Origin of the sequence: Haloimpatiens lingqiaonensis, assembly GCF_901447495.1 — a bacterium.
GTDB classification, from domain to species: domain Bacteria; phylum Bacillota; class Clostridia; order Clostridiales; family Clostridiaceae; genus Haloimpatiens; species Haloimpatiens lingqiaonensis.
Genome location: NZ_CABDWS010000077.1, coordinates 1 through 13,051 on the forward strand (window position 1 = coordinate 1; position 13,051 = coordinate 13,051).

The 13,051-nt window shown below is 31.9% G+C and carries 15 protein-coding genes and 1 riboswitch; of the genes, 8 read left to right on the forward strand and 7 right to left on the reverse strand.

The window, feature by feature from the left end; all coding sequences use genetic code 11:
• Positions 1-106: 106 nt before the first annotated feature.
• A complete protein-coding gene (locus FGK85_RS12575; RefSeq protein ID WP_171011422.1) occupies positions 107-262 on the reverse strand; it encodes a hypothetical protein in 156 nt (51 codons plus the stop codon).
• Between the two features lie 292 nt (positions 263-554).
• On the opposite strand from FGK85_RS12575, the gene FGK85_RS12580 reads away from it, so the two are divergent.
• From FGK85_RS12580 to thiH, 5 genes are all read left to right on the forward strand, one after another.
• On the forward strand, positions 555-815 hold the full coding sequence (locus FGK85_RS12580; RefSeq protein ID WP_138207153.1) for a hypothetical protein: 261 nt from the start codon (positions 555-557) through the stop codon (positions 813-815).
• A 283-nt stretch (positions 816-1,098) separates the two neighbouring features.
• Positions 1,099-1,971, forward strand: coding sequence for an SPL family radical SAM protein (locus tag FGK85_RS12590; protein WP_138207155.1), 873 nt, complete (start codon positions 1,099-1,101; stop codon positions 1,969-1,971).
• Between the two features lie 246 nt (positions 1,972-2,217).
• Positions 2,218-2,415, forward strand: coding sequence for a sulfur carrier protein ThiS (gene thiS, locus FGK85_RS12595; protein ID WP_138207157.1), 198 nt, complete (start codon positions 2,218-2,220; stop codon positions 2,413-2,415).
• 197 nt (positions 2,416-2,612) lie between these two features.
• On the forward strand, positions 2,613-3,383 hold the full coding sequence (locus FGK85_RS12600; RefSeq protein ID WP_138207159.1) for a thiazole synthase: 771 nt from the start codon (positions 2,613-2,615) through the stop codon (positions 3,381-3,383).
• 11 nt (positions 3,384-3,394) lie between these two features.
• A complete protein-coding gene (gene thiH, locus FGK85_RS12605; protein ID WP_138207161.1) occupies positions 3,395-4,555 on the forward strand; it encodes a 2-iminoacetate synthase ThiH in 1,161 nt (386 codons plus the stop codon).
• Between the two features lie 240 nt (positions 4,556-4,795).
• Here the strand turns inward: thiH and FGK85_RS12610 are convergent, their stop codons facing one another.
• From FGK85_RS12610 to FGK85_RS12635, 6 genes are all read right to left on the reverse strand, one after another.
• The gene (locus FGK85_RS12610; RefSeq protein WP_138207163.1) at positions 4,796-5,575 is read right to left on the reverse strand and encodes a peptide arginase family protein; all 780 of its coding nucleotides are present in this window, start codon (positions 5,573-5,575) and stop codon (positions 4,796-4,798) included.
• A gap of 31 nt (positions 5,576-5,606) precedes the next feature.
• Positions 5,607-5,993 carry a thioesterase family protein gene (locus tag FGK85_RS12615; protein WP_138207165.1) on the reverse strand — a complete coding sequence of 129 codons (387 nt, stop codon included), beginning with the start codon at positions 5,991-5,993 and terminating at the stop codon, positions 5,607-5,609.
• A 453-nt stretch (positions 5,994-6,446) separates the two neighbouring features.
• Positions 6,447-7,202, reverse strand: a complete 756-nt coding sequence (locus FGK85_RS12620) for an aminotransferase class IV (RefSeq protein ID WP_138207179.1) — start codon at positions 7,200-7,202, stop codon at positions 6,447-6,449.
• A 33-nt stretch (positions 7,203-7,235) separates the two neighbouring features.
• Positions 7,236-8,588, reverse strand: coding sequence for an aminodeoxychorismate synthase component I (pabB, locus tag FGK85_RS12625; RefSeq protein WP_138207167.1), 1,353 nt, complete (start codon positions 8,586-8,588; stop codon positions 7,236-7,238).
• Positions 8,589-8,603: 15 nt separating this feature from the next.
• A complete protein-coding gene (locus FGK85_RS12630) occupies positions 8,604-9,182 on the reverse strand; it encodes an anthranilate synthase component II (RefSeq protein ID WP_138207169.1) in 579 nt (192 codons plus the stop codon).
• Positions 9,183-9,538: 356 nt separating this feature from the next.
• The gene (locus FGK85_RS12635; protein WP_138207171.1) at positions 9,539-10,087 is read right to left on the reverse strand and encodes a hypothetical protein; all 549 of its coding nucleotides are present in this window, start codon (positions 10,085-10,087) and stop codon (positions 9,539-9,541) included.
• Positions 10,088-10,522: 435 nt separating this feature from the next.
• Between FGK85_RS12635 and FGK85_RS12640 the strand changes: the two genes are divergently transcribed.
• From FGK85_RS12640 to FGK85_RS12650, 3 genes are all read left to right on the forward strand, one after another.
• Positions 10,523-10,732, forward strand: coding sequence for a hypothetical protein (locus tag FGK85_RS12640; protein WP_138207173.1), 210 nt, complete (start codon positions 10,523-10,525; stop codon positions 10,730-10,732).
• Positions 10,733-10,791: 59 nt separating this feature from the next.
• Positions 10,792-11,268, forward strand: a complete 477-nt coding sequence (locus tag FGK85_RS12645; RefSeq protein ID WP_138207175.1) for a GNAT family N-acetyltransferase — start codon at positions 10,792-10,794, stop codon at positions 11,266-11,268.
• 96 nt (positions 11,269-11,364) lie between these two features.
• A riboswitch (cobalamin riboswitch) is annotated at positions 11,365-11,551 on the forward strand.
• 156 nt (positions 11,552-11,707) lie between these two features.
• Entirely contained in the window at positions 11,708-12,910 is a 1,203-nt protein-coding gene (locus tag FGK85_RS12650) for a magnesium chelatase ATPase subunit I (RefSeq protein ID WP_138207177.1), read from the forward strand.
• Positions 12,911-13,051 lie beyond the last annotated feature (141 nt).

Sequence of the window (13,051 nt, forward strand, 5' to 3'; positions counted from 1 at the left end):
GATTTATAACATTAACCGAAAGATATTTATCAGTTGGTAATTCTTATTGAACCGCCGTGTACCGAACGGTACGCACGGTGGTGTGAGAGGTCGCTGAATAAAATAATTATTCAGCTCCTACTCGATTGCCATTAAGTTCTATATGAATACCAAGAAATTTAATCTTGATAATTAACTTAGAAATAAAAAGATTATGTTTTAAAACTAATTTAATAATATAAATAGTAACAAAGCTTTTTATAGTTAATTCTAGCATATCCAATACCACCCCCTAACTATAATGATGTATTCATCAATAGTCCAAGGGGGATAAAACGCTCAAAACCCCCGTAGCCATCCACTACGGAATTCTTAATTTGTACTTTAGAATTATACCATAATTATGTAGAATATATACACAAGAATAAAATGGAAAAATCTCATTTGAAGTAGTTACGGAGAACCGTACCACAAGTAAATGAGGTTTTTGGATTTTATCATTAATTAATAATGTTTAGGACTACTTTCACTTAGAAACATGATATACTTATATAAAAAAGAAAGAGAGAAAAAATATGGAACAGTTTTTTAAAGCAATAGAAGAGAAGATAAGAAAATCAGGATATTCTGGAGAAGTTAGTGGTGAAAAAGTCTACGATGAAATAAGTGATGAGGCCGAGGAACAAGAAGAAGGAAGTTACTTATTCTTGAAGAAACAAAATGACGACATCATGTTCGAATACAGAGTGGATATTTTAGATGACAATATTAATTTGGCGACACTTACGATACATACACCAGAGAGAAAGTACTTTATTGATTTTGATGCGGAATAGATAGTGGTATGGAAGAATGGAATTCTTCTAATTGTGGAACGCACCATGATAGGGATATAAGTGCTAGTAAAAACTTACTGAAATTATCTATGTAATTTTGGTATTATACTGAGGTTGGTTCGACCTTTTGAGCGTGGGTAAACTTGCTACAGCAGTATTGATCACGAAGCCCCCACTTCAACGAAGTAAAAGGGATGTAGTTTACTAATGCTAAGGTTGATATTTATATTTCATTGAAGTAATTATTAAAAGATACAATGTATTAGAAGGGAGCTGTGATTATATGCATGATGTGATAGCAAAAGGTATATTATCTAGTAATAATGGAATGAATATTTACAGAGGATGTACTCATGGATGTATATATTGTGACTCCAGAAGTCTTTGTTATGGAATGGATCATATTTTTGAAGACATAGAGGTTAAGGTTAATGCAGTACAGCTATTAGAGGATAAACTTAGGAGAAAAAGAAAAAAGTGTATGATTGGAACAGGTGCAATGAGTGATCCATACATTCATCTAGAAGAAAAGCTTCAAAATACAAGAAAATGTTTAGAAATAATTGATAAGTATGGATTTGGATTAGCAATACAAACTAAATCAAATAGAATATTAAGAGATTTAGACTTGCTAAAAAGTATAAATAATAAAGCAAAGTGTGTTGTGCAGATGACATTAACAACTTATGACGAAGAATTATGCAAGATTATTGAGCCAAATGTTTCTACAACAAAAGAACGATTTGAAGTTTTAAAGATAATGAGGGATAACAAAATTCCTACAGTAGTTTGGCTAACTCCTATTTTACCTTATATAAATGATACGGAGGAAAATATAAGAGGAATATTAGATTATTGTATAGAAGCTAAAGTTAAAGGAATTATAGTATTTGGTATTGGATTAACATTAAGAAGTGGAAATAGGGAATATTATTATAAGAATTTAGATAAGCATTTTAAAGGTTTAAAAGAAAAATACATAAGACAATATGGAAATAGCTATGAAGTGATAAGTAAAAATCATGAAAAATTGATGAAAATCATTAAAGAAACCTGTGATAAGAATAATATTATTTGTGACATAAAAGAAGTTTTTAATTATATGAGAGCTTTTGAAGAGAAAAATAATGTAGTACAAATAAGTTTTGATATATAGGAAATTTGAGAGATTAAAGCACTAATCATTTTAGGATGGTGATTTTTGTGCGTCCAGCTAGGCTGGCTATGCTTCCTAGTGAAAGTCCAGTCAAAGTAATTAGGTAGAAACTTAAATTTGACAATAATGTAAACCAATGATAAAATATTACTAGAGTGTGAAAGGTCACACGAAGGGGTACACCACCTTGGGTGTAGTTCTTCGTGTGGCCTTTTTTGTTTAGGGATTAGAAATGGGGGTGAGCAAATGATAAAGTTAAATGGAAAAGAAGTAAATAATGAAAATGGTATACAGCTAGATAAGTTGCTTATTCAGGAAGGATATTTCATAGATAGAGTTGCTATTGAACTCAATGGGAACATAATACCAAAAGATGAATATAGCAATATAACTATTAAAGATGGTGATTCTCTTGAAGCAGTTAGCTTTGTAGGAGGAGGCTAGTCTATAGATCATAGATAAGAGTCTATAGATAAGAGATTAATATTATATATGTTGTTTTTGTACGACAAATAAGTAGAAATTAAAATCATAGTTTAAAAGATAGTGTAAAGTGATATATGAAAAAAATTAGCCTTAAAAAGTATGCTTGTTAGAGCTTAAATAGTTAAAATTTTTATATCAATGAGGGGGAGAAATTAATGAAAAAGGATGTATTAACAATTGGAGGACATGAGTTCTCATCTAGGTTTATCCTAGGATCAGGAAAATATAATTTAGATTTGATTAAAGCCGCAGTAGAATATGCGCAGGCACAAATTATTACATTGGCAGTAAGACGTGCTAACACTAAGGGTAATGAGAATATTTTAGACTATATTCCAGAGGGGGTAACTCTGCTTCCTAATACATCTGGAGCGAGAAATGCAGAGGAAGCAGTTAGGATTGCAAGACTAGCAAGAGAATTGGGATGTGGAGATTTTGTAAAGGTTGAAGTTATTCACGACTCAAAATATCTATTGCCAGATAACTATGAAACAATAAAAGCTACAGAAATTCTTGCCAAGGAAGGATTTGTTGTAATGCCATATATGCACGCAGATTTAAATGTGGCACGTGATTTAGTTAATGCTGGAGCAGCTTGTATTATGCCTTTGGCATCACCAATTGGTTCTAATAAGGGACTAGCTGCAAAAGAATTTATCAAAATATTAGTAGATGAAATAGATCTTCCAATTATTGTTGATGCAGGAATCGGTCGTCCATCACAAGCCTGTGAAACTATGGAAATGGGCGCAGCAGCTATTATGGCCAATACCGGAATTGCAACTGCTGGTGATATTCCAGCTATGGCTGGAGCCTTTAGAAAGGCTATTGAAGCTGGACGTGAAGCGTATCTTTCTGGCTTAGGTCGTGTATTGGACAAGGGTGCAGCAGCATCTTCACCATTGACTGGATTTTTAGAAAAGTAGGGGGTGAGATGATGATTGAACAACGTATAAATCATATGGAATATATTCCAGGAATGGAAGTTTTGGAATCAGATGTAATAGAACAGGTCATTAGCCGCATGGGAGCCTATAACTATGATCAATATACAGCAACAGATGTAAGAAGAGCTTTGAATCATGATTCTCGTACAGTGGAAGACTTTGCAGCACTGCTATCACCAGTAGCAGAACCGTTTCTAGAAGAAATGGCTCAGTTAGCACAACAGGAGACGAGAAAACATTTTGGTAATTCAGTTTACATGTTCACACCATTGTACCTTGCCAATTACTGTGAAAATTACTGTATCTACTGCGGATTTAATTGTCATAATAAAATACGCCGTGCAAAATTAAATTATGAAGAAATTGAAAAAGAAATGCAGGCCATTGCTAAAACTGGTTTAGAGGAAGTGCTACTTCTTACTGGTGAAAGCCGAAAGATGTCAGATGTAAAATATATTGGAGAGGCTTGTAAGATTGCACGTAAATACTTTAAGATGATAGGTTTAGAAGTATATCCAATGAATTCTGATGAATATGAATATCTTCACAAGTGTGGTGCAGATTTTATTACTGTATTCCAAGAAACCTATAATTCAGATAAATATGAGACTCTTCATTTGGCAGGACATAAGCGTATATTCCCATATAGGGCCAATACTCAGGAAAGAGCATTAAAGGGTGGTATGCGTGGCGTTGGCTTTGGTGCATTACTTGGACTGGATGATTTTCGTAAAGATGCTTTTGCTACAGGATTGCATGCATATCTTCTTCAAAGAAAATACCCACATGCAGAAATTGCTTTTTCTTGTCCAAGATTAAGACCTATTATTAACAATGATAAAATTAACCCTAAAGATGTACATGAACCGCAACTTTTGCAAGTTATTACAGCCTATCGCTTATTTATGCCATTTGCAAATATCACTATTTCAACGAGAGAATGTGAAAGATTCCGTGATAATGTAATTGGTATAGCAGCTACTAAGATTTCAGCTGGAGTTAGTACTGGAATTGGAAGTCATGTTGAAGATGTAGAAGACGTAGGAGATGATCAATTTGAAATTGCAGATACACGTTCTGTAGAAGAAGTGTATCAGGCAATTAAAGCTCGTGGTTTACAGCCGGTAGCTAATGATTATGTGTATGTATAAAAATATAATGTGAACTTACCCAGCCACAAGGGCATGGGGCTTCCTGCTTCCTCGACCACAAGGGTACCAGGTTTTACGGCTGAATTATAGAGATTTCACTTGTGGTTAGGAAGAATTTAGAAAAAAGGTCACGTCTCTTAGGTGGTCAGTAGTTTACAGGTAGAAATTATATAATAAGGAGAACCTCATCCCTACAGATTTGGTTCTCCTTATTATTGTGTTTTGGGTAAGATCATCATATTACTTTCTTTCTATAGCATTTTCTATGTGCATTAATAACTTTTCTAAAAGATAAAATTCATTTATATCATTATCCTTTTTTTCCAACTCAACGTAAGATCCTTCTGTTGCTATGGTAATTATTTCTGCATTATTTACTAAATAGTTAAAGACAGACATATCCATGGCGTTGATAGCTTTTTTAGTATGGAAACAATCTAAATCAATATCTAAAATAAATTTCTTGTTTATTCTATTGGATGTAAAAAAATCAGGTATAAACTTATTTATTTCATTTAATTTAAACAATAGGGTCTCGCTCTCTATTACCTTATCATATACATCCATTTGCAACTCATGTATATATGAATTATTGTTACAATTGCTACTGTAGCAAGGATCTATATAGCATATTTTATTATTGGCATAATCCCTGCAAATACCTGCCTCCAATAAGCTAAATATCATTGCGTCTGATATGATACCTGTTTGTAATGCCAAATCTATATGCTCATCATTACAAAGTTTTTCTAATGCTTCTGCAATTGTACTCCACTTATTTATATCTACATTTGCTATCAATTGCTCTCTTACGGTTTTCCACTCTGGTCCAGCCACTTTACGTGAATGCCTGTAAAATGCACTACGAGTATCTATATGGTGGTCAAAGGTTAATAATACTGGGGCAATTTCAGCATTAGAAGCATATTCTGACCATGGAATTATAACTTCATGATGATTCTCCACAATATAAATTTTCTTTTCTCCTATTATCTTCTCCGTTACTTTGTCTGTTTTCAACTAAAATCACTCCTTAAAAAAACAACATCTCTTAGTTTTTATTTAAAAATTTCCCTAAATTAATTATGTGTTGCTCATATGTTCCAAAGCCTATTTTACAGTTTTCATTAAATGCCTCTACATTGTAACGAAGTTTTTTACCTTCAATTGATATCAATGTTGATTTTACGGTAACTTTCATATTAACAGGTGTTGAATTTATATGTTCAACATTAATTTTGGTTCCAACAACTCTATAATTTTCAGGCATTTTATCCATTACTACATTTGCAGATGTATTTTCCATAAATCCAATCATACTAGGAGTGGATAATACATAGATACCGGTATTTCCAATAACGTCTGCTGTATTTTCTGGCTTCACTATGTAGTCATCAACGGCAGTTTCCCCAACTTTGAAAAAAGTATTAAAATTCATTACAATCATCCCCCAATTGCTTTACTAAGTTTTTATAATACGATTAACCCACAAAAAGGTACAATGCGATGGAATTATGAATTTTCTCCTCTATGCCTTGCATAAGAGCTTGGAAGAATAAATTTAATTTAAACAGTTCCTTCACTTCTTATGCAAGTCATTCCAGAGAAATTTCATAATTCAGGTAATGTAATGCTTATTGTGGGTTAATCATAATACAATTCATAAATTATTATAGCATAAAATCTTTTTTTAATGCCTAAGAGGAGTGATTTATAGCAAGAAGATATAAATTGGCATTTTTGTGTATAATAACACAAATCGGTGGTTTAAGAGGGAGAGTGGTAAATTTATTAGGTTACAAATATCGATGATGAAGCCACCGTTTTATATAGGTAGTGGTAGTTGACGTATATTAAGCGTGTAAAACATTTTGGATTTAAAAATATTGTTTTAAAAATTGGAAACATATAATTCATATTCTTCTTTTATTTTTTCAATAATGCGGTTCTTTGCCAAGGGTTTGCCGCAAATTTCTGATACCCACATAACTCCCATAATGCTATTGGTTAAAAAGATTCCTTCTGAATTTAATAAATCTTCTTCTGTAAAGTTGCCTTCTTTAACATCATTATTGTCAACAATGTATTTTCTAACAGTTCCATTTAATAAGCCACATTGCACTTTTGGAGTATATATATTACCATTTTTTACAAAGAATACATTGGATATGCTTCCTTCTGCTAGATTATCTTTGAAATTAAAAAATAGCACTTCATCAAAACCTTGTTTTATGCATTTTTCATGTTCTAGGATGTTTTCAATATAGTTTATAGATTTTAAATAAGTAAGTGTTGAAGATTCATTTCGTCTTACATCACTTATTGTTACCCTAAACCCCTTTTTATAAATCTCTTCTGTATACTTGTTTTCTCTACAAGTAAAAAGAGTGTTTTTTTCAGTTACTACTAATTTTAATACATTATTTTTGCAATTTAAGTTTAAAACTGCATTAGCTACATCATCAGCAGTTATAAATTTATTTATACCTATGGTTATAAGCCCAGTATTTAGTCTATTTAGATGTTCCTCTAAAAATAGAGGATTATTTTTTACTAATATAGTTTCAAAAAGCCCTCTTCCAAAATAAAATCCGCTATCTAGAGTGACTTTATCCTCTTCTATTAACTTACCATTTAAAAGTATCATAATTACTACACACCTTTTCATAATTATAGATTTCTAAAGAGCTCTCATAAGTGCTACTGCTTTATCCAAGGTTTCATCATACTCTGATTCTTTATGGGATTCCCAAGTGATTCCTCCACCTACTCCTAAATAAGCTTTGCCATTTTTCATAAGTATAGTTCTAATTACTATATTTAAATCTGCATTACCATCAAATCCTAAGTAACCTATGGAACCGGTGTAAATATTTCTTCTAGTGGGTTCTAGTTCATCTATAATTTCCATAGATCTGACTTTTGGGGCACCGGTTATAGAGCCACCAGGGAAACAAGCCTCAATGCAATCTATTGCAGTGTATTCATTTTTCAGTTCACCAACTACTGTAGATACTAAATGAAATACGGTACTATACTCCTCTAATTGGAATAGCTCCGTAACCTTTACAGAGTTAGGTTTACATACTTTACTTAAATCATTCCTTTCTAAGTCTACAATCATGAGAAGTTCAGAATGGTCTTTTTCACTGTCTATAAGTTGTTGTTTATTCTTTAAATCTTCTTCTTTATTTTTGCCTCTGGGTCTGGTACCCTTTATTGGTCTGGTCTCCACAATATTATTTTTTATCTCCAAAAATCTTTCTGGAGAAGAACAGACTATACTAAAGTCCTCTATATTCATAAATGCTGCAAAGGGAGCAGGATTTATATGACGTAAATCTCTATAAACTTCATAAGGTGATTTATTTGTTTCACAAAAAAATCTTTGAGTTAGATTAGTTATATATATATCGCCACTTCTAATATATTGTCTAACTGTTTCCACGGTATCTATGTATTCATTTTTTTTAAAATTGGATATAAAATTAACATTATTTTCTTTTAATTTAGGATATTTAACTTTAGTACCCGAAGATATTATATTCTTTATATTTTTAATACTATGGTTTGGCGAGTTTAATATACCTAAAGCTGTAACAAAGACCTTTTTCTGTAGATTATCTACTATTATTGCATTATCATAAAAATAAAAGTAGCAATCAGGTATTTTTACATCCTCTACTGCTAGTGCTTCAGTATCCTCTATAACAGTTCTTAAATCATAGGAGAAATAACCCATGGCACCTGCTATATAAGGAAAGTCCGTATTATTTTCTATTTTATATTTATTTATAAGATGTTTTAAATGCTTAAAAGGATTTTTACATTGGAAAATTTCATTATTTATAGTGCATGTACCGTTTTTATATTTGAAGGTAGAAAATGCATTTAATCCTATAAAAGAATATCTCCCTAATTTTTCAGCATCCATACCGCTATCTAGTAAAGTAACGGTGTTATCTGCTTTAAATAAGGAGTATATATCAAAGGCATCCAAAACTGTTTTTATTTCTTCAATTAAAATATCCATAAGTGCCTCCTCAAATTATTTATGTTCTTTTGCATTTTGCAAAAAGTTTTTTAACATTTCATGACCACATTCTGTAAGTGCTGCTTCAGGATGAAACTGCACACCTTCAACTAAAAAGTTTTTGTGCCTTATGCCCATTATAACCCCATCTGAAGTTTCTGACGTTATTTCTAGGCAGTGAGGTAAGCTTTCTTTTTCTATTATAAGGGAATGGTATCTGGTAACTTTTACTGGATTTTTTATTCCTTGAAAGACACCTTTATCATCGTGATGAATATCAGTTACCTTACCATGTACAGGCTCTTTTCCTTTAATTATGCGGGCACCAAAAGCATAGCCTATACTTTGATGGCCTAAGCATATGCCTAAAATAGGTATTTTCCCTGCAAATTCTTTTATTACTTCTACACAAATTCCTGAATCTTCAGGAGATTTAGGGCCTGGAGATATTATAATGCCTTCTGGATTCATTTTTTTTATGTCATCTATAGATAATTTGTCATTTCGGTATACTTTTACATCCTCCTGCAGTTCTTCTAAATATCTTACTAAGTTATAAACAAAAGAATCATAGTTATCAATCATTAAAAACATAGTTTCACTCCAATCATTTTAGTAAATTGAGATGACTTATATACATGTACACTAACATCTTCTTAAGTGTGCATAGTGCCAGTTACGTATAAGCTTACTAGTAATTTTATGATAAGGTTGAAATTATGGAGATGTTAACGTTGCAAAGTAAGCCTAATTCAAGTATATTATAGCATTTATTTTAAACATTGGGGAATGGGATTGCTTTAATATAAAAAGTAGAGAGATTATTTATATACTATAAATAGACTATGTAATAAATATAAATTTGTGAGAATTTAAGTGATAAACAATGAGAATACTAAAATTATTAGTATTCTCATTGTTTGTTTATGAATAAAGTTTAAGGATAGTGTCTATTGCATATCTAGTTCAGCAGGTGTAGTATTAGTAGAGATTTCAATGTTACCTGCATCTTGGCATAGGCTAACACATACTACCTTTTCTACTTCAACAATGATTTTTACTTCAATGTCAAGTGTTTGTTCAAAGAAATCTGGTGGAGTTATTGTTATATTGTTATCTGCTTTAACTCTTACAATTTGACATTTTAGTGAATCTATATCAAATGGTGGAGTTGTACAGTTTAATAAATTAAGATCTGTACAATCAGCCTTTTGGAAAGTGAAGTCTTTTTTTACTCTAAAGAAATATTCTACAGGCTTTGGACCATTTTCAGTTTCAATTGTAAAATCTTCACATATTCCAAAGGTAATAGTTCCAATTAATTTATTGTTATTATCACATTCCACGTCACATGCTAATACGCAAATCTTAGCTTTAGATTCAGAAACAGGTGCATTTACTAAATTGCCCAATCCAGGATTAACTGGTCTTGTATCTTGGAAATAGAATATTTCATCGGCAATTACTACTTTAGTTTTTATTACTTCGCAACGTTGCATAAAAGTGGCCTCCTCATTATATTTTTATTATCAAAGGAATAAACAGTGGCTATATCTTACATTTCTTTTGTAAATATTTATAATATGATAGGTATAAAGGTTTTGACTCTTATTTAAGGGGATAAACTAAAAATATTTAACATAATTGTTCGAAATTCTTCCATCCCCTATAGATGGGAGATGGATAGCACTTGCCTTTAGGCAATATATGTGATAAATTACCATGTAAATTTATTGATGCTTATAAAAATATCATAGGATAACTTTTGATCTAGCCTAAGATATATAATAAGCATAAAAAGAGTTAATATGAATTTTACAGTGAAGACCTGTGTAGTAAATGTTACGAGGTTATAATTTTAGAATAGCTTAGTTTGGACTATTGAATTTATTTATTTAACGAAATAAAATTATATATAATTAGGGGGGATTTAAATGGTTGATTTAAGTAAAATGAGTAAGGATGAGCAGATGAAAAAACTTCAGCAGCTACAGGAGTATCTTGAAGATGTAGAAGATGAAAGAACTCAAGTGTTAAGTCAAAGAGGAATTCACTTGTCAAGTAAAATGGTTAAGAAATATGAAATCGAGATTAATGAAATAAAAAAAAGTATTAGTGATTTGGAGCAGTTAATAGGGATATAGTATTGCAAATTGAAATTATTGGAATTGATTAGTATATAATAAATATGGGGTGAGGGGAAATGGATATAATAATAAGGAAAGTCACAAAAGAGAATTACAGGGATGCATTAGCATTGCATGTGGCAAAGGAGCAAAAGGGTTTTATTGAAACTACAGAGGAATGTTTAGATGAAGCAAAGGAATTAGATTTATGGAGACCTGTGGGTATTTACCATGAGAATAATTTAGTGGGATTTGCAATGTATGGATTTTTTAGAGAAGAAGAAAGTAAAGGCAGAGTATGGCTGGATAGATTTATGATTGCAGAGGAGCATCAAGGAAAAGGTTACGGCAAAAAAAGTTTAGATATTCTAATTGAGCGATTGCTTAATGAATACAATTGTAATGAAATATTTTTAAGTGTTTATGAGAGCAATGTACAAGCTATAAATATGTATAAGCATAGAGGGTTTAAATTTAATGGAGAAAGGGATATAAATGGTGAGAAAGTTATGGTTTTAAAAAAGGAAACAGATTTGAAAGTCAGCAATTATTAAAATTAGTCCAATCGAAAAGAAAGTAATATTTTCAATTTAATTTATATAATGAGCTTGCTTAAAACTTATATATTATAGTATAATGTGTTTGGAAAATTCAATATATACAGAATAGGTTTAACATATTATTAACATATGTTGATTAAAAGGGAAGTGGGTTTGAATCCCACGCGGTCCCGCCGCTGTGATAGAGAAGTTCCTACAGTATACCACTGGGAAACTGGGAAGGTTGTAGGAATGTTGATACTTAAGCCAGAAGACCTGCCTATTTAATGCACGAAGAACTCTACGAGCGATAGGGGAGGTGTCCTGATTAAGTTCAAGTCATATTTTTTGGTGAGAATTTTTATTCCTCTTAACGTTTAAAGTTAAGGGGAATTTTTTATTAATGGAAGGAAACCTTGAAGAGTTAGGATAGGGTAATAAGGAGGAAGTTAATGTGCAGACTAAAAACACAGTATTTCCCTTTGTAGCTGTAATAGGTCAAGAGGCTATAAAAAAGGCTTTAATTTGGAATATAGTAAACCCTAATATTGGTGGAGTTTTAATTAGCGGAGAAAAAGGAACTGCTAAATCCACCCTTGTTAGAGGTGTATGTAATATTACACCAGATATTCAGTTGGTTGAACTTCCACTTAATGTTACTGAAGATAGACTAAGTGGAAATATAAATTTTGAACATGCTGTTAAATTTGGTGAAAAGCGTTTTGAATCAGGTATTTTGCAAAAGGCTAATGGAAATCTGCTCTATGTAGATGAAGTGAATCTTTTAAGTGATCACATAGTAAAAACTTTACTTGAGTCAGCGGCTTCAGGAATGAATATTGTCGAAAGAGAAGGCATTTCTTTTCGTCATCCATCACAATTTATACTTGTTGGAAGTATGAATCCAGAAGAAGGAGGACTTCGCCCTCAATTTTTAGATCGTTTTGGATTATACGTGGAAGTAACGGGAGAACAGGATATTAGAAAAAGAGCTGAGATTATTAGGCGAAGAATTGAATATGAAAAAAATCCCATATTATTCATAGAAAAGTGGCAGAGTGAAAGTGATAATCTTATGCTGAGTGTTAAAAGAGCAAAGGAATCACTAAATAAAATAGTGGTTACCCAAAATGCTATGCAGCTGGCAGCTTCTATAGCAAAGGAAGGAAATTGTGCTGGAAATAGGGCTGAAATAATTATTATTCAAACTGCAAAGGCTATTGCAGCACTAGAATCAAGAATTGCATTAAATATATCTGATATAAAAGAGGCAGCTAAATATGTTTTACCACATAGGGTGAGGGATAAACAGGAGGAGCAAGAAAAAACACAACAACAGGAGCAAGATTCAACAAATTCTCAAGAGGAGCAACAAGAGCAGGATAATAATCAGCAAGAACAAGAGAATAACAATCAACAAGAAAATAATAATCAACAAGAAAACAACCAAGCAAGTGATGAACAAAATGATAATGTTGATGCTTCTTCTGAAGAGCACGACCAAGATGATGAAGAGTATGATGACACAAGTTCTCAGCAAGAAAAAAGCAATGAAGAACAAATGCCTGAAGCACAAAATGAAACAGTGGATAACCCTGGCAGGTTGTGCGAAAATCAAATTTGCTTGCAAGTTTTTAGTTTGGCATTTTATTTTTAACAGAGATTTAGCACCTAAATTCCAGTAAAAATTTTATTTTTACTGGAATTGTATCTTTTTACATTTACTTAAAGGGCTGGTAAGCCCGCAGACCGATAGGTCGCAAAAATAGATACACTTACCCCTACCCCACGAAATCTT

What these genes read in the sequence shown, in the direction of transcription:
- FGK85_RS12580 (WP_138207153.1), top strand. Translation starts at nt 555, where the DNA reads ATGGAACAGTTTTTTAAAGCAATAGAAGAGAAGATAAGAAAATCAGGA.
- FGK85_RS12630 (WP_138207169.1), bottom strand. Translation starts at nt 9,182, where the DNA reads ATGTTTTTAATGATTGATAACTATGATTCTTTTGTTTATAACTTAGTA.
- FGK85_RS12635 (WP_138207171.1), bottom strand. Translation starts at nt 10,087, where the DNA reads ATGCAACGTTGCGAAGTAATAAAAACTAAAGTAGTAATTGCCGATGAA.
- FGK85_RS12590 (WP_138207155.1), top strand. Translation starts at nt 1,099, where the DNA reads ATGCATGATGTGATAGCAAAAGGTATATTATCTAGTAATAATGGAATG.
- FGK85_RS12640 (WP_138207173.1), top strand. Translation starts at nt 10,523, where the DNA reads ATGGTTGATTTAAGTAAAATGAGTAAGGATGAGCAGATGAAAAAACTT.
- FGK85_RS12600 (WP_138207159.1), top strand. Translation starts at nt 2,613, where the DNA reads ATGAAAAAGGATGTATTAACAATTGGAGGACATGAGTTCTCATCTAGG.
- FGK85_RS12645 (WP_138207175.1), top strand. Translation starts at nt 10,792, where the DNA reads ATGGATATAATAATAAGGAAAGTCACAAAAGAGAATTACAGGGATGCA.
- FGK85_RS12615 (WP_138207165.1), bottom strand. Translation starts at nt 5,993, where the DNA reads ATGAATTTTAATACTTTTTTCAAAGTTGGGGAAACTGCCGTTGATGAC.
- thiH (WP_138207161.1), top strand. Translation starts at nt 3,395, where the DNA reads ATGATTGAACAACGTATAAATCATATGGAATATATTCCAGGAATGGAA.
- thiS (WP_138207157.1), top strand. Translation starts at nt 2,218, where the DNA reads ATGATAAAGTTAAATGGAAAAGAAGTAAATAATGAAAATGGTATACAG.
- pabB (WP_138207167.1), bottom strand. Translation starts at nt 8,588, where the DNA reads ATGGATATTTTAATTGAAGAAATAAAAACAGTTTTGGATGCCTTTGAT.
- FGK85_RS12620 (WP_138207179.1), bottom strand. Translation starts at nt 7,202, where the DNA reads ATGATACTTTTAAATGGTAAGTTAATAGAAGAGGATAAAGTCACTCTA.